Annotated in this window: 21 protein-coding genes; 11 read left to right on the forward strand and 10 right to left on the reverse strand. The window is 59.2% G+C overall.

The genetic code is table 11. The features are described from left to right. Nucleotides 1–219 precede the first annotated feature (219 nt). A complete protein-coding gene (locus tag AS026_RS05900; RefSeq protein WP_062368952.1) occupies nt 220–579 on the forward strand; it encodes an SPW repeat protein in 360 nt (119 codons plus the stop codon). Between the two features lie 136 nt (nt 580–715). Here AS026_RS05900 and AS026_RS05905 read toward each other — a convergent pair whose 3' ends face one another. Beyond that, complete coding sequence (locus tag AS026_RS05905; RefSeq protein WP_062368953.1) at nt 716–1846, reverse strand: calcium:cation antiporter; 1131 nt, start codon at nt 1844–1846, stop codon at nt 716–718. Between the two features lie 363 nt (nt 1847–2209). On the opposite strand from AS026_RS05905, the gene AS026_RS05910 reads away from it, so the two are divergent. Beyond that, nucleotides 2210–2659, forward strand: a complete 450-nt coding sequence (locus tag AS026_RS05910) for an SRPBCC family protein (RefSeq protein ID WP_062368954.1) — start codon at nt 2210–2212, stop codon at nt 2657–2659. A gap of 81 nt (nt 2660–2740) precedes the next feature. Continuing rightward, on the forward strand, nt 2741–3799 hold the full coding sequence (locus tag AS026_RS05915; RefSeq protein WP_062368955.1) for an adenylate/guanylate cyclase domain-containing protein: 1059 nt from the start codon (nt 2741–2743) through the stop codon (nt 3797–3799). Nucleotides 3800–3817: 18 nt separating this feature from the next. Here the strand turns inward: AS026_RS05915 and AS026_RS05920 are convergent, their stop codons facing one another. The 6 genes from AS026_RS05920 to AS026_RS05945 all read right to left on the reverse strand — a co-directional run bounded on the left by AS026_RS05920 (nt 3818) and on the right by AS026_RS05945 (nt 10055). Further along, nucleotides 3818–4255, reverse strand: coding sequence for a GFA family protein (locus AS026_RS05920; protein WP_062368956.1), 438 nt, complete (start codon nt 4253–4255; stop codon nt 3818–3820). Nucleotides 4256–4402: 147 nt separating this feature from the next. Further along, nucleotides 4403–4981, reverse strand: a complete 579-nt coding sequence (locus AS026_RS05925) for a sugar transferase (protein ID WP_062368957.1) — start codon at nt 4979–4981, stop codon at nt 4403–4405. Nucleotides 4982–5024: 43 nt separating this feature from the next. After that, the gene (locus AS026_RS05930; RefSeq protein ID WP_062368958.1) at nt 5025–5936 is read right to left on the reverse strand and encodes an NAD-dependent epimerase/dehydratase family protein; all 912 of its coding nucleotides are present in this window, start codon (nt 5934–5936) and stop codon (nt 5025–5027) included. Nucleotides 5937–5979: 43 nt separating this feature from the next. Further along, nucleotides 5980–7905, reverse strand: coding sequence for a polysaccharide biosynthesis protein (locus AS026_RS05935; protein WP_062368959.1), 1926 nt, complete (start codon nt 7903–7905; stop codon nt 5980–5982). A 6-nt stretch (nt 7906–7911) separates the two neighbouring features. After that, nucleotides 7912–9279, reverse strand: a complete 1368-nt coding sequence (locus tag AS026_RS05940) for an O-antigen ligase family protein (protein ID WP_062368960.1) — start codon at nt 9277–9279, stop codon at nt 7912–7914. Beyond that, on the reverse strand, nt 9276–10055 hold the full coding sequence (locus AS026_RS05945) for a glycosyltransferase family 25 protein (protein ID WP_062368961.1): 780 nt from the start codon (nt 10053–10055) through the stop codon (nt 9276–9278). Before AS026_RS05945 ends, AS026_RS05940 begins: the two co-directional genes overlap by 4 nt. Nucleotides 10056–10573: 518 nt before the next feature. Between AS026_RS05945 and AS026_RS05950 the strand changes: the two genes are divergently transcribed. From AS026_RS05950 to AS026_RS05960, 3 genes are all read left to right on the forward strand, one after another. Then, nucleotides 10574–11347 (forward strand): DeoR/GlpR family DNA-binding transcription regulator, encoded by a 774-nt coding sequence (locus tag AS026_RS05950; RefSeq protein WP_025660595.1) that lies wholly within the window; start codon nt 10574–10576, stop codon nt 11345–11347. Nucleotides 11348–11399: 52 nt separating this feature from the next. Further along, nucleotides 11400–11858: a YbaK/EbsC family protein gene (locus AS026_RS05955; protein WP_062368962.1), complete on the forward strand. Its 459-nt coding sequence runs from the start codon at nt 11400–11402 to the stop codon at nt 11856–11858. Nucleotides 11859–11943: 85 nt separating this feature from the next. Continuing rightward, a complete protein-coding gene (locus AS026_RS05960) occupies nt 11944–12939 on the forward strand; it encodes a Tim44 domain-containing protein (RefSeq protein WP_062368963.1) in 996 nt (331 codons plus the stop codon). 12 nt (nt 12940–12951) lie between these two features. Here AS026_RS05960 and AS026_RS05965 read toward each other — a convergent pair whose 3' ends face one another. Then, nucleotides 12952–13617, reverse strand: a complete 666-nt coding sequence (locus tag AS026_RS05965; protein ID WP_062369101.1) for a J domain-containing protein — start codon at nt 13615–13617, stop codon at nt 12952–12954. A 383-nt stretch (nt 13618–14000) separates the two neighbouring features. On the opposite strand from AS026_RS05965, the gene panC reads away from it, so the two are divergent. Next, complete coding sequence (gene panC / locus AS026_RS05970) at nt 14001–14876, forward strand: pantoate--beta-alanine ligase (RefSeq protein ID WP_062368964.1); 876 nt, start codon at nt 14001–14003, stop codon at nt 14874–14876. Beyond that, entirely contained in the window at nt 14876–15697 is an 822-nt protein-coding gene (gene panB, locus AS026_RS05975; RefSeq protein ID WP_025660600.1) for a 3-methyl-2-oxobutanoate hydroxymethyltransferase, read from the forward strand. The genes panC and panB overlap by 1 nt, the downstream gene beginning before the upstream one ends. Nucleotides 15698–15776: 79 nt before the next feature. Here panB and AS026_RS05980 read toward each other — a convergent pair whose 3' ends face one another. Together AS026_RS05980 and AS026_RS05985 are read right to left on the reverse strand one after the other, a co-directional pair. Beyond that, nucleotides 15777–16988, reverse strand: coding sequence for a TIGR03862 family flavoprotein (locus tag AS026_RS05980; protein ID WP_062368965.1), 1212 nt, complete (start codon nt 16986–16988; stop codon nt 15777–15779). A 203-nt stretch (nt 16989–17191) separates the two neighbouring features. Further along, nucleotides 17192–17395 (reverse strand): DUF2735 domain-containing protein, encoded by a 204-nt coding sequence (locus AS026_RS05985; protein ID WP_062368966.1) that lies wholly within the window; start codon nt 17393–17395, stop codon nt 17192–17194. Between the two features lie 491 nt (nt 17396–17886). Between AS026_RS05985 and AS026_RS05990 the strand changes: the two genes are divergently transcribed. From AS026_RS05990 to AS026_RS43955, 3 genes are all read left to right on the forward strand, one after another. Then, nucleotides 17887–18927 (forward strand): glutamine synthetase beta-grasp domain-containing protein, encoded by a 1041-nt coding sequence (locus AS026_RS05990; protein WP_018858119.1) that lies wholly within the window; start codon nt 17887–17889, stop codon nt 18925–18927. Between the two features lie 233 nt (nt 18928–19160). Further along, complete coding sequence (locus AS026_RS05995) at nt 19161–21104, forward strand: AfsR/SARP family transcriptional regulator (protein ID WP_062368967.1); 1944 nt, start codon at nt 19161–19163, stop codon at nt 21102–21104. 125 nt (nt 21105–21229) lie between these two features. Next, nucleotides 21230–21361, forward strand: coding sequence for a hypothetical protein (locus AS026_RS43955; RefSeq protein ID WP_007795609.1), 132 nt, complete (start codon nt 21230–21232; stop codon nt 21359–21361). Nucleotides 21362–21364: the final 3 nt, after the last annotated feature.

The following is a 21364-nucleotide window of genomic DNA, read 5'->3' on the forward strand; positions in this document are numbered from 1 at the left end:
CGGCACCGGATTGGCGGAGTTTGGTGCCGTCTAACCGACTGTTCTAGGCTCAAGGATGACAAGCTGAATACTGTGAGAGCGCCGTGCCTCGTGGTTGCAAGCAAGGGGTTCCAACTATTGTCTGGCCGTCTCTTGATTTAGGTCCTGCTGCTTATAGATTCATATACTTAAGCGTGGAGTTCACGCGACGCCTGATAAGCTTCATATTGGGAGGTCATCATGGCAATCTCTCTGATGGATGGAAGGAAAAGGCAGGATTGGGCTAACCTGGTTCTGGCGGTTTGCTTGTTTGTTTCGCCGTGGGTCATGGGATTCGCGGCCGAAGCGATGCCGAGCTGGAATGCCTGGATCGTTGCCGTCATGCTCGCCGCTCTGGCAACGGCAGCGCTGTCGGTATTTTCCGAATGGGAGGAATGGGCAAATCTCGTACTCGGCCTCTGGCTGATTGCGTCGCCCTGGCTGCTCGGTTTCACGGCCAATGCGAACGCGATGTGGACGGTTGTCGTGCTTGGCTTGCTCGTTGCGGCCGTATCGCTGTGGGCTGTCTGGGATGTTCATCATCCGCACGCCCACGCATAGACCGCGGCCCGGTCCGGTCGCTGCGGTGGGCTAGGTGAGCCGTGTCCACCGCTCAAATGATGGTGTGGTCTTAATTCGCGATCAGCATTGAGCGCGAAAATATGGCGATGGCGATCGTGTCGCCGGGAACCGGCCCTCAAACTTCGAATATCAGCAGGAAATAGGCAACGAAGAGAACGAGGTGCACGGCGCCCTGCATGAGGTGCGTGTAGCCGCTCGCAAACGTAATGGTGCTGAGAGCCAGAGTGAGCACGAGCATCACGGTCTCGGTGCGCTCGAGGCCAAGCACGACAGGATGGCCAATGAGGTGGCTGACGATCAGCATCGCAGGAACGGTCAAGCCGATTGTGGACAGAACGGATCCCAGGAAGATGTTGACCGACCGTTGCAAATGATTGGCGACGGAGGCCCGCACGGCGCCAATCGCCTCAGGTGTCGCGACGAGGATGGCCATGACAACACCGCCGAGTGCTGCCGGAGCACGAATTGTCTCGATAACGAAATCGATTGGCGCTGCCAATTGTTCGACGAGAAAAACAACAAGGGCCATGTAGGCAACCAGCAGGATGACGGGAAGCCATAAAGGTCCTTCCCTGGTCCTGACATGCTCTACTGAAACCTCACCGGTGTCTTCGATGAAGAAGCCTCGGTGCCGTCCGGTTTGCAGGATCAAAAATACGCTGTAGAGCCCGACGGAGATGAAGACGAGAACCGCTTGCTGCACAGTCGAATAGGGCAGACCGTTTGTTGGGTGCGTGAAGTTCGGCATGATCATGCTAAGCGTTGCCAGGGGCACAATAACACCGAGATAGGCATTGGCTCCCTGGAGGTTGTGGTGCTGTTCATGCCGTCGCCAGCCTCCGATCAGAAGGCACAGTCCGACCATTCCGTTGAGGATGATCATCACCACGGCGAAGAGCGTGTCGCGCACCAGCGTCGGATTGTTTTCGCCGTGACGCATGACAGCAGTAATGGCCATTACCTCGATCGACGTGATGGCTAGCGTCAGAATAAGCGTCCCATACGGCTCGCCCAGTCGCTCCGCGAGATGATCGGCATGACGCACGACCGCAAGTGCAGAACCGAGCACGACTGAAAACAACCACACAAAGATGACTGCCAGCCATATCGGATTGACGAGCAACCCGAAGAGAAACTCACCAAAGAACAGGAATATGACGCTCGTCGCGATGCTGACGGCGAGAAGCCATTCCCGGCGCATCGGCGCCGACCAGTGACGTTGCTGCACGGCCACTTCCGGGTTCATTCCTGCGGGCCCCTCGAAGTCGTTTCGATGAATACGCCACAACCCGGCCCGTCCGTCCACTCCCATCGCACAAGCGGCGTCTGGCGGATTGTGCGGCCACTGTGCCGCCAGAATAAATCCTTGCCGACACCGCTGGCCAGTCTCAGCCCAGAATGTCGCGTCTTCAACGCCCCTCGTTTTGGCAGGCCATTGGCATGCAGATAAGGCTATGCAACTCCAGACCGAGTTTTCGCGCGGCCCGAACATGGCGCGCTGGACTACTTGCTGGGGAAACTCTCCTGCCTATCTCCCCTCACGAGGGATCATGACAGGCGCCTTGTAGACGGTCGGCGGCCTGAATTGTGCCAATCAAAGGAGGAGTTGATGCCGGAGCCTTTTGTCGTTCATCGCGAGACCCACGTCGCGGCGCCACCTTCGGCGGTTTTTGCCTTGCTCACCGATCCCGAAAAGATTCTTCGCTGGATGGGGACTGAAGCACAGGTCGAACCTCAGCCGGGCGGGCTCTATCTGGTCAACGTTACCGGCGCTCGCTTCGCGCGTGGCTCGTTCCGAGAGGTCGTGCCCGTCCATCGGCTCGCCTACAGCTTCGGCTGGGATGGCAGCGAGATAGTCCCGCCAGGGTCGAGCCTGGTGGAGATAGACCTGATCGAGAAACCAGACGGAACCCTGTTGAAGCTGACACATACCGGATTGCCGAATGCCGAGCAGTGCGCCGGACATGCCGAAGGCTGGGAGCATTATCTCGGCCGAATGGCGCAGTGCGCGGCCGGACGCGATCCGGGTCCGGATCCGTGGGCCGGTCGAACTGGATGACGGTCCGCCGCCTCGGTCAGAGCTGCCTGAGCGGCTCGGACCGCGGGTGACAGCTCCCAGCCGGCATGGCATGATTTAAGCATGGATCTGCCCAACTCGCTTGCATGGTTGATCGATGAAGCCGGCACATCGCCGGATCCCGACTGGTTCCTGGCCGAATTGGGCCGGCGGCTGCTGACAGATGGTCTGCCGCTGGCAGGCGGTGCCCTGACGCTTGCGGCACCGCACCCAATCCTCGCCCGCCGCACCTGGTTATGGCGAGCCGAGACCGGAGCCGTAATCGAGGCTTTGAGCTTCACTGATATTTCACGCAATCAAGCTGGGCATGAATGGTTGTCTGGTCTTGGGCCGGTGGCGGAGGACGTCGTGGGCCTTGTGCCCGACAGCCCGGTTCTGGGATGGGCCGGGACGCGCCTGTTCACGCCCGCGGAGGCCGGCGACCTGCATGAGGTGGCACGTTTTGCAGCACCATCTTTGGCCGCGTTAGCTGCAAGGGTTGGATTGACCGCGCTTCTCGAAGCCTATCTTGGCAAACGAAGCGCTGCCCGCGTTCAGGCTGGCGCTCTGTCTCGCGGCACCGGTGAGACGATACCGGCCGCTCTGCTCTGCGCGGATCTGCGAGATTTCACTGCGCTCTCCGAAGCAACCGAGCCAGCGGTGATGATCGCCACGCTCGATGCCTGGTTTGATCGTATTGCCGGCGCGGTTCATGCCTTCGGGGGCGAGGTTCTGAAGTTCATGGGGGATGGGGTATTGGCAATCTTCCCGGTCACCACTACGCCTGCCAGTGCCTGCGAGGCGGCACTTCGCGCCGTTGCTTCGGCCCGCGCTGGCATGGCCCATCTCGATACCGTGCGCCAGGGCCAGGGTTTGCCAACACTTCCCTTCGGTGTGGCACTGCATTTTGGGGAAATCCTCTGGGGTAATATAGGTGCTGCCGACCGGCTGGATTTCACCGCGATCGGGCCGGCAGTGAATTTGGTCAGCCGGCTTGAAGGCCTCTGCAAGCCCTTGGGGCGTACCGTACTGCTTTCCGGCGCGGTCGCGGCAGAGACGACCACCACCCTGGTTTCCATGGGTTACCATTCGCTGCGTGGCATTGCCGAGCCCTGTGCCGTCTTCACGCTTCCCGGCGACTGAGGTCACGGAGAGCGATCACTAGAACCAGACATCGGCGACTGTGCGCCCGCCCGACGGCAGATCCTCAAAACTGTGGAGGCCATCAAACCGTAGCAGGGGTATGTCGGCCACGTCAGCGGGCTCGGCGAGACGAAGGTTGACGGCGATTCTTGTCTGCCCGTTGTCGCCTGGCCTCAATCCACGCCAACTGACGAGATTGCCGCAGCGGCGACAGAAGTTGAAGGAAAGGCTTTGTGAGCCGCGGATATAAGCGGTGAGTGCGTCGGTCGTGTCTTCGACACGAATTCCCTGGCCATCATACTCATAGGCCCAGAGGACGCCGTAGCGCCGGCAAACCGTGCAGTTGCAGATCGTCGCATCGGGAATCGTGCCACGGAACTCCCAGTGAACCGCTCCGCAATGACAGGAGCCGCGGGTTATTTTGACGGCGATCTGCTGCGCTTCCCCCGTGGTCATGAAAACTCTCCCCCGACGATTGCCTCATATCTTCTAACGCAGATGGGGCGGGTACGACAGGTGCAACGTCGCCAGTTGGGCGGCAGCGATCGCTGCCGGGCGCGTCGAGGCCGTCAAATGGACGCCTGGATTCAGGATCGTCCCGGCCTATTTTGCGGCCGCGTCCCCTGTTCCTCGTCCTGCCAGCGTACTGAGCACGAGCACGATGTCCTGCCAGAAACCAGCTTTTTGAATGTAACGGGCATCGGCTTGCGCGAGAGCCTCAGGCGTCGACATGTCAATTCCTTGAAGCTGGGCCAGTCCGGTTATGCCGGGCCTCACGGAAAACACCTTGAATTTACGTCGTGCGGCGATGACGTCGTGCTGCGATGGGAGGCATGGGCGAGGACCGACGAAGCTCATTTCACCGCGCAGGACGTTGATCAGTTGAGGCAGTTCGTCGAGCTTGTAAGCGCGCAGCTTTCTGCCGAGCGGTGTGATCCAGGAGGAAGCCGCATCATGAGAGCCGACGTTCGGAGAGCCCGCTGCCATCGTCCGGAACTTGATGCAAACAAACGGTACCTCACTCCGGCCAACGCGCTCCTGAAGAAACAACGCGCCGCCGGGCGACGATCTGCGTACCAGGACCACAAGGATGAGCAGAACCGGAGAGAGAACGATAAGTCCGAGGGACGCAGCGCAGATATCAAACAGTCGCTTCAAAGACCTGTTAAAGCTATTGACCATCGGGATATTCGTGTTCCTGTCTCAAAAATTCACGTCAAACGTCTCAGCACGAGCGCTTCAGTGCGGTTCGCATATCAAAAGGCGGCGTCCAGTCCAATAGCGCGCGCGTATGCGAAATGTCCACTTCCAACCAGTCGGTGAGGCGGTTCACCAGCTCTGCCTTGCCGGTTGCCCGGCCGAGGAAGTTGAGAACGCCGGGAGGGCACGGAAGCAATCGCGCCGAACAGCCCATCGCGGTCGCCAGCCGCCTTAACAATTCTGGCGTCGAGACCGCTTCGCCGTCGCCCGCCAGGAATATTTGGCCAGCGGCAGCGGGATGAGATGCGGTGGTCACGATAAGATCGGTGAGATTTTCGACGTATACCATGGATCTTCGATTGTCGATCGAAGCCAGGGGCAAAGGAATGCCGCTCCGAACGAGCCGTTTGAGCGCTCGGAAGCTTCCTTCAGCGCCACGTCCATAGACCAGCGGCGGGCGGATAATGACGAGCTCCATCCCGGTTGTCTTCGAAAGCGCGATCAGGGCTTGTTCCGCTTCGAGCTTTGAGACGGCATATTCTGTCGTCGGAGCAGCTGGATCATTCGACGTGAATGCACGCCCGGCGAACGATCGTTCCCCGTTCACCTTGATCGTGCTGATGAACACGAACCGTTTGACCCCTGCGGCGACAGCCTGTTTTGCAAGGTTGATGGTTCCTTCGGCGTTCACTCTACGGAAGGCACCTGGCCCCGCGTCCGACCCATCGATGACATTCTGGTTTGCCGCCGCCAGATGGATGACGACATCGACGCCGCTCAGGGCGGCTTTCCAGTCCGTCGCAGCATCGATCTTCCCGACGGCAATAGACCCTGCTCGCGAAGAGCGGCTGGCGGTCCGGTAGGCGAGATTGCGGACACGGAGTGCCTGCTGAAGATCCTGACCGACAAAACCTGTCGCGCCGGTAACGAGTAGCATTCTCAGCTCCGAACCGATTGCAGAACGGCAAGCGATACCCCGATCAACTGGAGGCACCCTGCCGAACAGACACGAGGTCGACCACTCCGTCGAACGGGTGATAGTCCTGCACAAGCTCGCTTAGAATGCGTCGCAGTGCCTCGACATCTCCCTCGTCTGCGGCGGAACTCAATTGCTGGAGTTTCGGCATCAGCATCTCCAATGCCATGAACCGCTCCCGTGCGCGCATGATCTTGGCATGTTCCGTCGGCTCGGGATTGTCACCAATCAACAGCTCTTCGTAAAGCTTCTCTCCAGGCCGCAGGCCGGTCGTAACGATGCTGATGTCGCCGGACGGATTTCGTTCGTCTTGGACGATCAGGCCGGAAAGTTCGACCATACGCCGAGCGAGATCGATGATCTTGACAGGCTCGCCCATGTCGAGGACGAAGACATCGCCTCCCTTGGCCATGGAACCGGCCTGGATCACGAGTTCGGTCGCCTCAGGCACCGTCATGAAGAAGCGCGTGATCTCGGGATGCGTCAAGGTGATCGGGCCGCCCTGGCGAATTTGCTGGCGAAACAGCGGAACGACCGAACCGGAGGATCCAAGGACATTGCCGAACCGCACCATGGTGAGAACCGTCGAGGCGCCTTCGGCCGCCAACCCCTGAAGTGCCATTTCCGCGAGCCGTTTGGTGGCGCCCATGATATTGGTCGGCCTGACAGCCTTGTCCGTGCTGATCAGTATGAACCTTTCGGCGCCGGCATCGATCGCTGCCCGTGCAACCGTCACCGTGCCAAAAACGTTCGTTTTGACGCCTTCGACCGGATTTTTCTCGACCAGCGGGACATGCTTGTAGGCGGCAGCGTGATAGACCATGTTCGGCCGCCAGGTCTCCATGATCTTCTGGATGCGATGTTCGTCGCAAACGCTGGCAAGCAACGGAACGATCTGAAGCCCGCTATCCGGGTTGCTGGCGAGAAGTTCGTTCTCCAGGGCGTAGAGCCCGTATTCATTCTGGTCGAGAATCAATAAGAGAGCGGGCTTCAATCGAGCCAGTCCGCGGCAAAGCTCGCTGCCGATCGAGCCGGCCGCGCCAGTAACGAGCACCACTCGCCCGCGGATGTTCCGTTCCAGCAGTGTCTGGTCGGGCGCTACCGGCGTGCGGCCCAAAAGGTCCTCGATATCCAGTTCCTGCAGATCGGTGAATTCTGCCTGGCCGCCGGCCAGGGCGTTCAGATCGGGGATCGTGCGAACGGCAACGCGCGCGCCCCTGAGCTTCTCCAGGATTTCGTTTCGACGCGACCGGTCGATCTTGGGAAGTGCCAGAAGGATCGTGCGCACGTTAAGCCGCGCGCTCAATTCGACGATCTTTTCAGGATCGTAGACCGCCACGCCGCCAATGAGGCTGCCATGGAGGTTCCTGTCGTCGTCGAGATAGCCGACAACCTTCAAGTCGGCACTGCTGCTCAAGGCGCCGGCAACCTGCCGGCCTCGGAAGCCGGCGCCATAGACGAGCATGTTTGTCTGCGTGCTCTGACGGAGGATCCGCTTGTAGGCTTCATGCAGGAAGTACCGCGCCGTAAAGCGAGAAAGGCCGATCGCGAGCAGCAGCAGCAAGGGTTGCATGATCCCCACCGTGCGAGGCACTCCGGGGAAGCTGATCGCCGTAAACACGGCCATGAAGGCAAGGCCATAAATGGTCACGGCCTTCAGAACGGTAACGAAGGCCGACCAGCCAAGGAAGCGGAAGATAGCCCGATATAGGCCCATCGTGATGAAGATCGGCAGGGCAATTATCAGTGAAACGGGAATGGTCAGGAGCTGAATTCCGGTCAGCGCCACCCATTCGTTCAGTCGAAAGCAGAAGGCGAGCCAGATGGTGAGGATGCAGAGGCAGGAATCGACCAGCAGCGCCAATACCCGCTTGGCGGGCCTCGGCAGATCGAGAATGTTTTGAACGTACCTGTCGGAAAGCGCCCGCATCTTATCCTATCCCTGCGCACACGCCGGGATTGCGTCGGACGGGCCGCTGATATCAGGAGCAACGCCACTTCGCTGACCCAAGCGCGAACGCAGCCTCATCGAACAGGCAAAACATGTGGCGGCAAACAGCAAGGAATAGGATTCGCCGATCGCAAGCCGGTTGTTCGAATTGGTCAGGATCGTGAAGCCAAAGTAAACCGCGAACGTCAGGTAGCAGGCAAAGGCACTCCTGCTGATCACGCCTGCCGATGAAGCACGATAGACACGATAGATGCCTGAGACAACGATCAGCGCCAATATAGCGAGGCCGGCGATCCCATATCGAACCAGTATCTCCAGATAGCCATCATGCAACAACGTGTATGGAACGCTGGCATAGGGTGTTGTCCGCCAGATCGTAAGCCAGCCGTTTCCGCTGCCGAAAATCGGCGAAACGGATATGACACTCAGCGCGTTGGTCCAAAGCTGCAACCGCTCATCCATCGACATCGGGGTCTGTGGTGATTCGATTGCCTCCTTCATCACGCGCTCAAGCGGCGCGCCGCTATCCATTCGTTCTGCGATCATCACAGTGGCATTGAGCGTCGCGGCCCCGTAGTGCGCGACGTTGTCACGAACCTCGTAGATGCCCCACGACAGAAGCAGGAGCCCACCGATCGCGGCGACCAGCACGGTCTTTTTCCTGAGGTAAAGGAGGGTAGTGACAGCCATCAGACCAACGGCAGGCAGCAGCGCCAGCCACACACCCTTGGACTTGGCGCCATAAACATTGAAAATCGCCAAGCCGATAACAGCTACGGCGATCGCCAGCACAATTGCCTTTGCCCGTGCGGAACTGCCAATCTCCCACTGATGCACCGCCCAGTAGAAGGCTCCGATGAAGATGAAGCCGCACCCGACGGCGCCGTGAATGGAATTATGATGGAAAGCGGGAGATATGTACTCGCCCGCCATGATCGCTGAAAACGGCGTCGAGACAGCAAGAAGGACGAGCGCACCGCAGAAGAAGGCCAGCAAGATTGGCTTTATGAGATGCCAGCTCGTCTGCAGTGCCACGCCCATCGCGGGAAAGAAGATTGCGAAAGCGTAGAGCCATTCCGACGCGCCTTTCTCACCGGCTGAAATCAGGCCGAAGAGGAATCTCGACAAGGTGAAGACGCCCCAGGCAATGCAGACGATCGCCAGCCAGTCACTCAATACCGGGCGGAAATGGGCCTTGCGAAGCGTGAAGGTCAAACCCATGATGAGGATGGCAGCATATCGATAGGCATCGCTTTCTATCAACGTCACTGACATCATGGCCAGCCATAAGATACCGGTGGCGATATCGAGGGCTGACGACTTCACCAATTTGCGAAATACAGGTGCCGTCATGATAGTGCGTACCGGATTCGGCGTGCATACTCGATCACGCGAAGAAAATGCGTCGCGAGCTTGCGGGCGCCTCGCAGTTTTACGGCGCGGTATTGAGCCCGATCGGCAATCTGGCTCATAGCCGAGCGCTCGGACAACTCGACGATATTTTGTCGAACCGTGTAAATGCTGACGCCAGTCTTCCACCCGCGCTCGAGTGTCATATCATAGGGGAATTCGATATTATCGGCGCTTTTAAGCAGCTTGCGGGCCCCTTCACGCGTAACCAGGTAGCAAGCCGCAGACCCCTGCGGACCGTGCAGACAGCGCCCGACTGCGTCTCCGTACTCAGAAACAGCCACTGTCCGGCACCACCTTGATCTGTGATTAAGCAATTTGACCACCTCGGCGGAAGGCACTGCTCGTAAGATTGCCTCTGCTCTATTCGTAAAATCGTTACGCAATTCGACGTCATCTTCCATGATGATGGCGTTTTCGTAGTCGCTGGAAAGAAAGGCTTCCAGGGCTCTGATATGAGCGCGATAGCAGCCATATTCGCCGGGCAGCATCTGTCGGCCATTCCGGCGCAGGAACGCCTTCTCGTTGAACCCGGATCTTTGCGTCGATGGGATCACCCTTCCATCGATGCCGGGAACTCTGTTGATCTCCATGCCAGCAAGAGTTGCTTGCGACGAAACGTCCGCCCATCGCTTTGACGAACTGTCCAGATTGATCACATACGCGCCGGTCAAACCTTGCAAACGCCCCATTCCCGTCAATGTGTTCAGTTTCAGCATCTGATCCGCGTCATTTGTGGCACTTCCCTGGCTCTGCGTCGCTCCTGCCTCGAAGAGGCTGCGGATGCCACAAGCAATCTGCCGCCTTGGCCGGCTTTAATGGATAGTATTTCCGTCGATCCTTATCTACAACACCTTCTACGTGTGCATCCACAATTGCGACGGTGATCAGCCGCGTGACCGAGGCCAACGCGGCAAATCACGTCCTGCCGTGGTGAACCACGCAAAATCCAGCGCTGGGGCCTCCTATCTTCAACATGGCCGGTCTTTGCAAGCCAAATGTGGAACCAGTGCATCAGTTTTCGACGATTGCTGTCCCGTTCCCGAGCTTTGCCTTAACCCCAAGGCGTTGGTTGGCTGGCTGTCGAAAGAGGCGGCAGCCGCGAAAAGTCGCGATCGAAATCGAAACTCTCTGGACAGACTTCCTGTTGCTGCCGGATCGCCCCTTGCGTGCGCTTGTGCCTCTGCTAAGCCTTCTCAGGCTGCAAAACGAAACGCAAGTGAAAGAGACAGGGCTCATGTTCCTGAGCGATCGCCAAACGGAAATAGTCGGAATGGCCAAATCGAACGGCCGCGTTTTCGTCGAGGATCTGGCTGCCCATTTCTCCGTCACGCCGCAGACGATCCGCAAGGATCTGAACGACCTCTGCGATGCACAGATCTTGACGCGTGTCCATGGTGGAGCGACCTTCCCGAGTGGTACCGAGAACGTGAAATACGAGGCGAGGCGCCAGATTGCGGCCACGGAGAAACAGGCGATCGGCGTTGCAGCAGCCGGTCTCATTCCCAATAACGCCTCGCTTTTCATCAATATCGGCACGACAACCGAGGCGGTCGGGGATGCGTTGACGAACCATCACGAACTGATGGTCATCACCAACAACATCAACGTTGCCAACAGACTGCGACTGTTCCCGACGATCGAGGTCGTCATCGCTGGCGGCGTGGTGCGTGGCTCCGATGGCGGTATTGTGGGGGAGGCAGCCGTCGATTTCATCAGGCAGTTCAAGGTAGACTATGCGGTTATCGGCGCGTCTGCGATCGACGAGGATGGCGCACTGCTTGACTATGACTTTCGCGAAGTGAAAGTCGCGCAGGCAATCATCGCAAATGCGCGGCATGTCATCCTCGTGGCTGATTCAACAAAATTCGAGCGGACTGCGCCCGTCCGCATCGCGCAGCTTCCCCAGGTGCATACGTTCATCACCGATCGGTGCATTGCGCCGTCGATCCGCCGCCTCTGTCAGGAAAACAGCGTGAAGTTGATCGAGACCGGATCAGCGGATGCATAGACACTGACAATTTGGGGTTCATTTCATCCAGGTCCTACGCTAGCTTTTGCCCATGAGTCTAGAAACCGTTCGCGCGTTCTTCCGTGCACATGCTCCCGACATCGAGATCATCGAAACCGCCGAAAGTTCCTCGACGGTGGCGCTGGCTGCGGAGGCGCATGGGGTCGATCCCGCCCAGATAGCCAAGACGATCTGCCTGCGTGTCGGTGAGGAAACGATGCTCGTCGTTGCCGGCGGGCTTGCGCGGCTCGACAACAGGAAGTTCAAGGATACCTTCGGGGGCAAGGGCCGGATGCTTGGGCCAGACGAGGTCGTGGAGGTTACCGGCCATCCCGTGGGGGGTGTGTGCCCCTTCGGTTTACAAACGATTATGCCGATTTATTGCGACGTCTCGCTGAGGCAATTTGACGAGGTGGTACCGGCAGCCGGCTCCACCAATTCAGCTGTACGCATTTCGACCGAACGCTTGGCGCAACTCACCAAGGCAACCTGGGTCGATGTCTGCCAATGAAGATCGCCCCTAAGGCTTCAAACCCGCGAGGCAATCCCTATATAAGCTCCCGACATGCATCATTCGTCATGACAGGAGAGATTGGATGCCGAGTGCCGTTTCGCGTTTTGCCAAGATTGCGGCGATTGCCGCTCTGACAGGCGCTACCGTGTTTGCCTCGATCGGCGAGGCTGATGCGCGCCGGGCCGGAGGCTTCGGATTCGGCAGCCGTGGTACACGGACCTTCCAGGCGCCGCCCGTTACCCGCACCGCGCCTTCGCCTGCCGCACCGATTGAGCGGTCGATGACGCCTCGCCCGCAGACCAACGCGCCGTATGCCGGCCAGCAACCGCTCGGCGCGCAGCGGCCCGGCTTCTTCAACGGCTTCGGACGGTCGATGATCGGCGGCCTCATCGCTGGCGGTCTTCTTGGCATGTTGCTCGGCCACGGTTTTGGTGGCGGCTTCGGCTTCCTCGGCATGTTGCTGCAAATCGCTCTGATTGCGATTGCGATTTCCTTTGCCATGCGCTTCTTCGCCAATCGCCGCCAACCGGCCTATGGCGGTCCTGGTCGCGCAACGGCTAGCAATATGACTCCAGCCGGCAACGGGTCGTTTCAGATCCCGTCGATTGGATCGGGGCTGGGCTATCAACAGCCACAGGCAAGCGCGAAACCAAATGACGAGCTCGGGTTGAGTTCACGCGATCTCGACCGCTTCGAGCAACTGCTGACGGAGGTGCAGACCGCTTATGGTGCCGAAGACTACGGCACATTGCGTCGTCTGACGACACCGGAGGCCATGTCCTACCTGGCCGAGGAGCTGGGGGAGAATGCGACGAACGGCGTGCGCAACGAAGTCTCCAACGTCAAGCTGCTGCAGGGCGATATTGCCGAAGCCTGGCGGGAGGATGGCGCGGACTACGCGACGCTCGCGATGCGCTATTCGTCTGTCGATGCGCTTGTCGAGCGGGCAAATGGCAAGCTCGTCAGTGGGGACAACAGTCGACCTACGGAAACAACGGAAGTCTGGACCTTCGTCCGCAAGGGGGCGGACGAGTGGAAGCTTGCCGCCATCCAGGGCACGGAGCAGCGCGCCGCGTAACCTCGCGGCGCATCAACCTTCCTGGGCAGTCGGGACGACCCAAAGCGGGCGATCGTCACGCTTGCCTCGCAGGGCCGGCGCCGACTGGTCCTCCACGGCAAGGCCCTCTTCGCCTTCCTGAACGTCTACTTCATAGGTATAGTCGTAAAGCATTTCACAGGCGCGCTCATTGGCCTTGATCTTCGCCTCGGTTTCGCCGATTGCAGTCGAAATCGCCTTGATCCGTGCGCGCAACATGGAACCGAGGATGTCGGTCGCCGGTCGCTTCTCCAGCCGTTCCAGGTGATGCTCGATGCGTGAGGCGTGGCGCTCGAGTTCTCTTTTGCTGAAACGCGCCTTGCGCATTTCCTCAGAAAGGTCGGACCGCATGCGGGCGAGGGGATCGAACGTGCCTGGCTCGCGTTCGTCCAGGGTCAGTTGATTGACGAGCTTTTCGATGACGATAAGTGCCTGCAGATCGATAGGATCGGCGAGTTCGACATCGTAGCCGGTGTCATCGAAGACCTTTCTGCGAACTGGATCCAATAGAAGCTCGTAGGCCTTCTGGACGCGGCTGAACGCCTCCTGGTCGCCACCAGAGTCCGGATGCGTCGCCTTTGCGCGACGCCGATAAGCAGCCTTCACCTGTTCGTCGGTCGCGTCTCGCCGGACCCCGAGAATCTCATAAGGATTGGTCACCATCCCTCCGTCGCTGTTCGGACATTGCCGTGACACCCATGAAGGGCATTCGTCCATCGAGGCCTTCTTCTACCATCACTGGGGCGGAGTTTGGACAAAAAGAATAAACAAAATCCCCTGATTCAATGCAGGCATGACACGGTTATCGGACGCGCGATTGCGGTTGATGGAGATCCTCCGCCCATTCACCCGTTCAACACCCTGGCCCTTTGAGCCTGCCAGGCGCGTCATCGCTCGCCCGCTGAAAATAACCCATGCCCAGTCTGCTGCTTAATCGATATAATCCCGCGGCCCGCGTTGACGCATTTCGTCAAATCGAGTTCTATCCGCCACCATTTGTCCGGCCCCTCCTGGAGGTCCCCGGAGAATTCGGAGGAGGTTTCATGCGCACTATCCGCAAGATCGCAGAATTGCGCGATCAGCTTGGTGCCTATCGGCGCGACGGCAAGGCGATCGGCTTTGTGCCGACGATGGGTTTCCTGCACGTCGGACACATGGAGTTGGTCAGGCGTGCCCGCGCCGAAAACGAGGCGAGCGTTGTATCCATCTTCGTCAATCCGCTGCAGTTCGGGGCCAATGAGGATCTTGCCAAATATCCGCGTGACCTGACGCGCGACAGCGCGATGCTCGAGGCCGCCGGCGTCGATATCCTATTTGCACCTGATGTCAGCGAAATGTATCCGGAGCCGATGCTGACGGTCGTCGATGTGCCGGCACTCGGAAACCAACTGGAAGGCGAGGTCCGCCCCGGACATTTCGCGGGTGTCGCGACCGTTGTGACGAAGCTCTTCAACCTCGTGCAGCCGGATCGTGCCTATTTCGGCGAGAAGGATTACCAGCAGGTGGCGCTCATCAAGCGGATGGTCAGGGATCTCGCCCAGCCGGTTCGTGTCGTTGCCGTGCCGACCGTACGGGAGACCGACGGCCTGGCTTGCTCGTCGCGCAACGTCTATCTCAGCGAGCGTGAGCGGGCGGCGGCCATTGTCGTGCCGAATGCGCTGGCGCAAGCCGAGCGGCTCTATGCGAAGGGCTGCGATAGTCCCGAGGAGCTGGAGGCTGCGTTGAGGCAATTCATCGCGACGGAGCCGCTCGCCACGCCCGAAGTGGTCGCGGTGCGGCACCCGGAAACCCTGGAACGATTATCCTCGCTGCAATCGGCACCTGCCCTTGTCGCGCTTTTCGTGCGTGTCGGCACGACCCGGCTTCTCGACAACAAGATCATCGGGCTCAAATCGGTCAAGAATTCGAGGGCAGCGTAGTGAGCACCCATAGCAAGCAGAAGCGGCTGACGACAGCCTCGATTCGGGCGATGAAGGGCAAGGACCGTGTCGTCTGCCTGACGGCCTATACGACGCCGATCGCCCGCCTGCTCGATCCACACTGCGACCTTCTCCTGGTTGGCGATTCGCTTGGTATGGTCCTTTACGGCATGGAAACAACAGTTGGCGTGACGCTCGACATGATGGCTGCCCATGGCCGCGCCGTTATGCGCGGCGTATCGCGTGCCTGCGTCATCGTCGATCTGCCCTTCGGTAGTTACCAGGAATCAAAGGAACAGGCCTTTCGAAGCGCCGTCCGGCTGATGCAAGAGACCGGATGCGACGGCATCAAGCTGGAAGGCGGAGAAGAAATGGCGCAGACGATTGCGTTCCTGACAGCAAGAGGCGTTCCGGTCTTCGGTCACGTGGGGCTGATGCCCCAGCTCGTCAACACGGCCGGTGGCTTCCGGTCGCTCGGCCATTCCGATGAGGAGGCTGCAAAGATCAGGCGCGATGCACTGGCAGTCGCAGAAGCCGGTGCCTTCGCGGTCGTGGTCGAGGGAACCGTCGAGCCCGTTGCTCGTGACATCACGGCTTCCATTCCCGTGCCGACGATCGGCATCGGCGCATCCCCTGCCTGTGACGGGCAGGTACTCGTGTCGGACGATATGTTGGGGCTTTTCAACGACTTCAAACCGCGCTTCGTGAAACGCTACGCTGATTTGAGCCCTCTGGTGTCTCAAGCCGTCGAAGCTTACGCCGAGGAGGTCCGCACCGGGCAGTTCCCCACCAAGGAACATACGTTCCAACGCAAGTCATAGTGTCTAGTTGTGATCCCGTACGTCACGGGTGACCGGCAAGGCCTTCCGCCATAGGCGCTGGAACTCGGATTGGGGGCGTCTAGCGTTCGCCGAGCCAGGCGTCGATCCCTCGCGCGGCGGCCCGGCCGGTGGCAAAGCATGCTGTTAGAAGATAGCCGCCTGTCGGGGCTTCCCAATCGATCATCTCACCGGCGACGAAGAGGCCGGGGAGTGCCTTCAGCATATAGTTCCGGTCAATCTCCCCCCACTCGACGCCACCTGCCGAGGAAATCGCCTCGGCGATCGGGCGCGTTCTTTGAACGGGGATCGGCAGGGCCTTGATCAGAGACGCCAGTCGATCGGGATCATTGAGGTCTGTGGCGCTTGCGAGCTCTCGCAGAAGCGCCACCTTCACGCCATCAAGGCCAACTGCCTTGCGGAGCCGGTTTGACAGGCTTGCTTTTGGATCTTGCTTTCCAAGCGCATTGGCGATGCGCTCCTGTGTGCGTGCCGGCACCAAATCGACGTCAAGCGTTGTGGTTTCGCCAGCCGCCAAGCTCTCTCTCAAAACGGCCGCGTGGGCGTAGACGAGGCTGCCCTCGATGCCATGCCGGGTTATCACGAATTCTCCCGGAATGGTGCCGACCCTCGAGGTTGCCGTCACCGATTTGACCGGCTCACCGGAAAAACGCTGCCGCAGGTGCTCGCTCCAATCGACATCGAAGCCGCAGTTGGCAGGCTGAAACTCATCGACGGCGATGGTCTTCTCTCTCAGCCAGGGCAGCCAGCATCCATCCGAACCAAGCCGTGGCCAGCTCTTCCCGCCAAGTGCGAGCAGGGCTGCATCTGGTTTGACCACATGCGCAGCCCCGCTTGCCTCGATCACATAGCCTCCATCCGAAAAACCTATCCAGCGGTGCCGGGTGAGGATCTGAACGCCTTGCGCCTCAAGCCTTCGCAGCCAGGCGCGCAGGAGCGGCGAGGCTTTCATGGCCGTTGGAAATACCCGACCCGAAGATCCGACGAATGTTTCGGTGCCGAGCCCTGCGGCCCAGGCTCTCACATCCGACGGCTTGAAGCCGTCCAGTGCTTGGCGCAGGCGGGCATTCGACGTGCCGAAGCGTGACACAAAGCGATCGTAGTCCTCGGAGTGGGTGATGTTTAGCCCGGACTTGCCGGCAAGGAGAAACTTCCTCGCAACGGTCGGCATTGCTTCATAGACTGTGACGGTGTGCCCGGCCGACGACAGGCTTTCAGCGGCCATCAGGCCTGCCGGCCCGCCGCCGAGGATCGCGATTTGCTTCTTGACCATGAAATGTTGCCCAGGCTCGATCTGCAAACTCTCTCATGGCCCGCGCGAGCGCCGTGTGCAAGAGCGCTGCGATGGGTATGGGACGCTCCAGCACATCCTGTGCATTCAGATGGGGCTATGTGCTGCAGAACGCGCGCCTGCGGACAGTTAGGCACGCTGCCTTAAGCGCCATTGTAACATGGCTGGCATCGTTTGGGCGAAGATCAATCCACGATGCGGGGCGTGAATTTCGGCATTGCGGGTGTCTCGGCTTTCTTCATTGCCTCTTCGTGATACCAGCAACTTTCGTAAACGGATGGAGCCATCCCCTGTTCAATATCAACTGTTTGACGTGTTTCGCCCGCGCCAAAGCGCTTCTGTGGAAACGCGTAGATCGTTGCAGTCTCGTGATGCACACCAACGGCCATTTTGTGCCTCCTTGTTCACCTGCCTCCGAAGACGTCGACGCGACGATAGCACATGTGCACAGGATTTGCGCGATATGATGGAAAAAAGTGCAATATTTGTCGGAATAATGAGCATCCAAATTTGCTGCGGTTTATATCAGAATCTTTGAAAGTTCAGAATATAGGCAAACGCATAAAAAATAATCATTGTAAGGTGGGTGCGAAAAAAATGTTGCACTTGAAGGCGCCCCGCCTTCGGAGCTTCTCGACCAATGCGCCAACCATTTCACTGCGACTAAATGATTGAGTCCGCTATCAGTTCCACGCCCACGATCACGGCCAACTAGCCTGTAACCGCCGATCGACCGGCGAGCTTTGAACAGTTCGCGATGCCGTTCAAACCAAACTGGCACGCGACGTGCATATCATTTGGCAGCCCTTCGCGGCCTGGTCGCTTCAACGGTCGGTTCGCGTGAGGTTTTACTCACGATTTATGTTTGAGAGACTCGCAAATGACCAAGTATAAGCTCGAGTACATCTGGCTCGATGGGTACACCCCGGTACCAAATCTCCGCGGCAAGACGCAGATCAAGGAATTCGACGCTTTCCCGACGCTCGAGCAACTCCCGCTCTGGGGCTTCGATGGCTCGTCCACGATGCAGGCCGAAGGCCGCAGCTCTGACTGCGTGCTGAAGCCGGTCGCGATCTATCCGGACCCGGCGCGCACCAACGGCGTTCTCGTCATGTGCGAAGTCATGATGCCTGATGGCGTCACCCCGCATCCGTCCAACAGCCGCGCCACCATCCTCGACGACGAAGACGCATGGTTCGGTTTCGAACAGGAATATTTCTTCTACGAGAACGGTCGTCCGCTCGGCTTTCCGGAAACCGGCTATCCGGCTCCACAGGGTCCGTACTACACCGGCGTTGGCTACTCGAACGTGGGTTCGATCGCTCGCGAAATCGTCGAGGAGCACCTTGATCTGTGCCTCGCAGCTGGCATCAACCACGAAGGCATCAACGCCGAAGTGGCGAAGGGTCAGTGGGAGTTCCAGGTCTTCGGGAAGGGCTCAAAGAAGGCTGCCGACCAGATCTGGATGGCACGCTATCTGCTGCAGCGCCTGACGGAAAAGTACGGCATCGACATCGAGTATCACTGCAAGCCGCTCGGCGACACAGACTGGAACGGCTCGGGCATGCACTGCAACTTCTCGACCAAGTTCATGCGCGAAGTCGGCGGCAAGGCTTATTTCGAAGCGCTGATGGCGCAATTCGAAGCGAACCTGATGGACCACATCAACGTCTATGGCCCTGATAACGACAAGCGCCTGACCGGCAAGCATGAGACGGCTCCGTGGAACAAGTTCTCCTACGGTGTTGCTGACCGTGGTGCCTCGATCCGCGTTCCGCATTCCTTCGTCAAGAATGGCTATCGCGGTTATCTGGAAGATCGTCGCCCGAACTCTCAGGGTTGCCCCTACCAGATCGCTTCGCAGGTTCTGAAAACGATCTCGGAAGTTCCGACTGCCGGTTTTGCTTCGGCCGCGGCCTAAGCCAGCAATCTTGCGATTAGATTTGGTGGTGCCGGTCGGTTGATCGGCGCCATTTCCTTGACTGGCGGTTCGCTGGCACCGAATTTGCAGCGTAAGCGCCCTCGCAGGCGCCGCTGCGATCCATCCACCAAAATCACCCGGTGGTTGAAAACTCCAGCCGGACAAGCATAATCCTTTTGCGTTGTCGGTGTTTGGTCCTATACTCTTGGCGGATCCTCCAATCGCGAGTTGCCGTGACAGGGAAACACAGCCACTTCCTCCGCTTGCTCGGAACGCCTGCGCTTTTTGCAGAGGGGCACGAGATTGCATTGCCGGAGAAGGCCTACGCGTTGCTCGCTCTCCTGGTGGGCGCGCCGCAATATTCCATGGACCGCGAGATCCTGCGCGGCATACTCTGGCAATCGGATCAATCCAAACAGCGTGCCGGCAGCTTGCGCCAGCTACTTGCGCGTATCGATCGCAGCATTCCTGATGATATGCCCCGCCTTGTCAGGACGACCAACAGCCATGTCTCGTTCAACGACGAGGGATGGAATGCCGACGTGCTGGTCTTGACCAATACGGCCGCGCCGTTGCCACGTCCTGCGTGGGATTTGCTTGGCGGCGATCTCCTCGAGGGGTTCAAGGCGCCGACGATTGAAGCGGAAGAGCGCATCGGTGTGGAGCGACAGCGCATCGCCGACCGTCGCGAAGCCCATATCATTTCACTGCTTGAAAGGCCGGAAAAGCGAACCTCCGACGATGTCCTCTTCCTCGCGGGTCTGCTCGTCGAGGCCGACCCTGCGAACGAGGTCGCTTGCCGGGCGCTGATGAAAAGGCACGTTGACGCGGAAGATCTTGCAGCTGCGCGCCAGGCATATTTTCGCTGCCGCAGCGAGCTGAAAACCGAATATGGTGCGGAACCGGATGGCGTGACGCAGGCCCTCGCGCAGGAACTCGGCATCATCGCTCCAGCCATGCTGGCCAGTTCGCAGATGACTGTGCCAGCGATCGCGCCCACCGACCCGGTCGGGCAGCCCCGTGTCCTCATTTTGCCGCCGGATTCGATTTTGTCTGATCCGATGCTGCAGCGTGTGGGGCGAGCCTTGCTGGAAGAAGTAACGATCGGGCTGAGCCAGCAACGTGGCTTCAAGGTTATTGCCGCTCATACCAGTCTGGAAATCGTCAATCGCAATCTTGCGGGCATTGCTGCTCCAACGCCGCCTGAACTGCGCTTCGACTATACGGTCTATGTCACCATCCATGGCCGTGATGACGACATTTATGCGACCTGCCGATTGACGAAGACCTCAACGGCCGAGGTTCTGTGGGCAATCGACCTGCCGCTCGCAATGCAGAAGGTCAATCACTCCTTCGGGCAGCTTGCGCGGCGTATCGTGATGACGCTTGCCGACACGATCGAGCGCCGCGAGCTTCTGGACATGACGCATGACGTCAACCCGTCGGCGTATCGGTTGTACCTTGAAGGAAAGCGTCTCGTTTCGAAGACGGATCTGCAGCATCTGCGGCAGGCGCGCAAATGGTTCAAATCGGCGCTGGCCCGTCACGACAGGTTCTCATCCGCGCACGCCGGAATGGCGCGCGTGCTCGGCATGGAGTGGCTGGTGCGCGGGATGAAGGACACGCAATTACTGGAGGACGCCGACCGGTCCGCCTGGCTTGCGCGCGACACCGACCCCAATAGTGGCCGGGCGATGCGTGAGTTGGGCTTTGTCGCTCTTTACCGTCGCCGCTTCAGCGACAGCCTCGATTTCTTCGCGGAAGCGCAGATGCTCAACCCGAATGACGCCGATATCCTCGCCGACCACGCGGATGCGCTTTTGCATGACGGACAGAGTGACAGGGCACTGGAGTTGAGCCTGGCGGCGATCAAGCTCAATCCTCTGCCTCCGGATTACTACTACTGGAACCTCGGTGGCATTCACTTCGTCCAGGAAAATTACGCAAAGGCGATCGAGGTTCTCGATCGCGTCAAGGATCGTCCGGCGACCTCGCGCCTCTTGGCCGCAGCTCATGCGAAGAACGGCGACCTCCGGACTGCGTCGCGTTATGCCGCCATTGTCCTCGAAAATTTCCCGGATTTCCGTACGGATGACGTCTGGCAATTCGTGCCGGATCGCAATCCGGAGGACACGCGTCAGCTGATCGACGGTCTTCGCATCGCCGGACTGTCCTGAAGCGCTACAACTTCGGCGTTTTCCCTCTTTTCTGATGAAAATCTCGGTCACGCCGAAATAACGCCCGTTGGTGCATCTTCTCTGTGTCCGCAGCGCAATGCTGTTTTCAAACAGGAGATGAAACAATGACGACGACACAGATCAAGCCCGTTGCAGTCCGTCTTTCGGCAGCCGCTCAGGCCGTCCTGAAGCAGGAAGCAGTGCAGCTCGACACGAACGCGACGGCAAATATCGTTCACGCCCTGAAGTTCCGTTGAGGA

Origin of the sequence: Rhizobium altiplani (assembly GCF_001542405.1) — a bacterium.
GTDB classification, from domain to species: Bacteria; Pseudomonadota; Alphaproteobacteria; order Rhizobiales; family Rhizobiaceae; genus Rhizobium; species Rhizobium altiplani.

Excerpts from the sequence above, each read along its gene's own strand:
- AS026_RS05900 (WP_062368952.1), top strand. The coding sequence starts at position 220 with ATGGCAATCTCTCTGATGGATGGAAGGAAAAGGCAGGATTGGGCTAAC.
- AS026_RS05905 (WP_062368953.1), bottom strand. The coding sequence starts at position 1,846 with ATGAACCCGGAAGTGGCCGTGCAGCAACGTCACTGGTCGGCGCCGATG.
- AS026_RS05910 (WP_062368954.1), top strand. The coding sequence starts at position 2,210 with ATGCCGGAGCCTTTTGTCGTTCATCGCGAGACCCACGTCGCGGCGCCA.
- AS026_RS05915 (WP_062368955.1), top strand. The coding sequence starts at position 2,741 with ATGGATCTGCCCAACTCGCTTGCATGGTTGATCGATGAAGCCGGCACA.
- AS026_RS05920 (WP_062368956.1), bottom strand. The coding sequence starts at position 4,255 with ATGACCACGGGGGAAGCGCAGCAGATCGCCGTCAAAATAACCCGCGGC.
- AS026_RS05925 (WP_062368957.1), bottom strand. The coding sequence starts at position 4,981 with ATGGTCAATAGCTTTAACAGGTCTTTGAAGCGACTGTTTGATATCTGC.
- AS026_RS05930 (WP_062368958.1), bottom strand. The coding sequence starts at position 5,936 with ATGCTACTCGTTACCGGCGCGACAGGTTTTGTCGGTCAGGATCTTCAG.
- AS026_RS05935 (WP_062368959.1), bottom strand. The coding sequence starts at position 7,905 with ATGCGGGCGCTTTCCGACAGGTACGTTCAAAACATTCTCGATCTGCCG.
- AS026_RS05940 (WP_062368960.1), bottom strand. The coding sequence starts at position 9,279 with ATGACGGCACCTGTATTTCGCAAATTGGTGAAGTCGTCAGCCCTCGAT.
- AS026_RS05945 (WP_062368961.1), bottom strand. The coding sequence starts at position 10,055 with ATGCTGAAACTGAACACATTGACGGGAATGGGGCGTTTGCAAGGTTTG.
- AS026_RS05950 (WP_025660595.1), top strand. The coding sequence starts at position 10,574 with ATGTTCCTGAGCGATCGCCAAACGGAAATAGTCGGAATGGCCAAATCG.
- AS026_RS05955 (WP_062368962.1), top strand. The coding sequence starts at position 11,400 with ATGAGTCTAGAAACCGTTCGCGCGTTCTTCCGTGCACATGCTCCCGAC.
- AS026_RS05960 (WP_062368963.1), top strand. The coding sequence starts at position 11,944 with ATGCCGAGTGCCGTTTCGCGTTTTGCCAAGATTGCGGCGATTGCCGCT.
- panC (WP_062368964.1), top strand. The coding sequence starts at position 14,001 with ATGCGCACTATCCGCAAGATCGCAGAATTGCGCGATCAGCTTGGTGCC.
- AS026_RS05980 (WP_062368965.1), bottom strand. The coding sequence starts at position 16,988 with ATGGTCAAGAAGCAAATCGCGATCCTCGGCGGCGGGCCGGCAGGCCTG.
- AS026_RS05985 (WP_062368966.1), bottom strand. The coding sequence starts at position 17,395 with ATGGCCGTTGGTGTGCATCACGAGACTGCAACGATCTACGCGTTTCCA.
- AS026_RS05990 (WP_018858119.1), top strand. The coding sequence starts at position 17,887 with ATGACCAAGTATAAGCTCGAGTACATCTGGCTCGATGGGTACACCCCG.
- AS026_RS43955 (WP_007795609.1), top strand. The coding sequence starts at position 21,230 with ATGACGACGACACAGATCAAGCCCGTTGCAGTCCGTCTTTCGGCAGCC.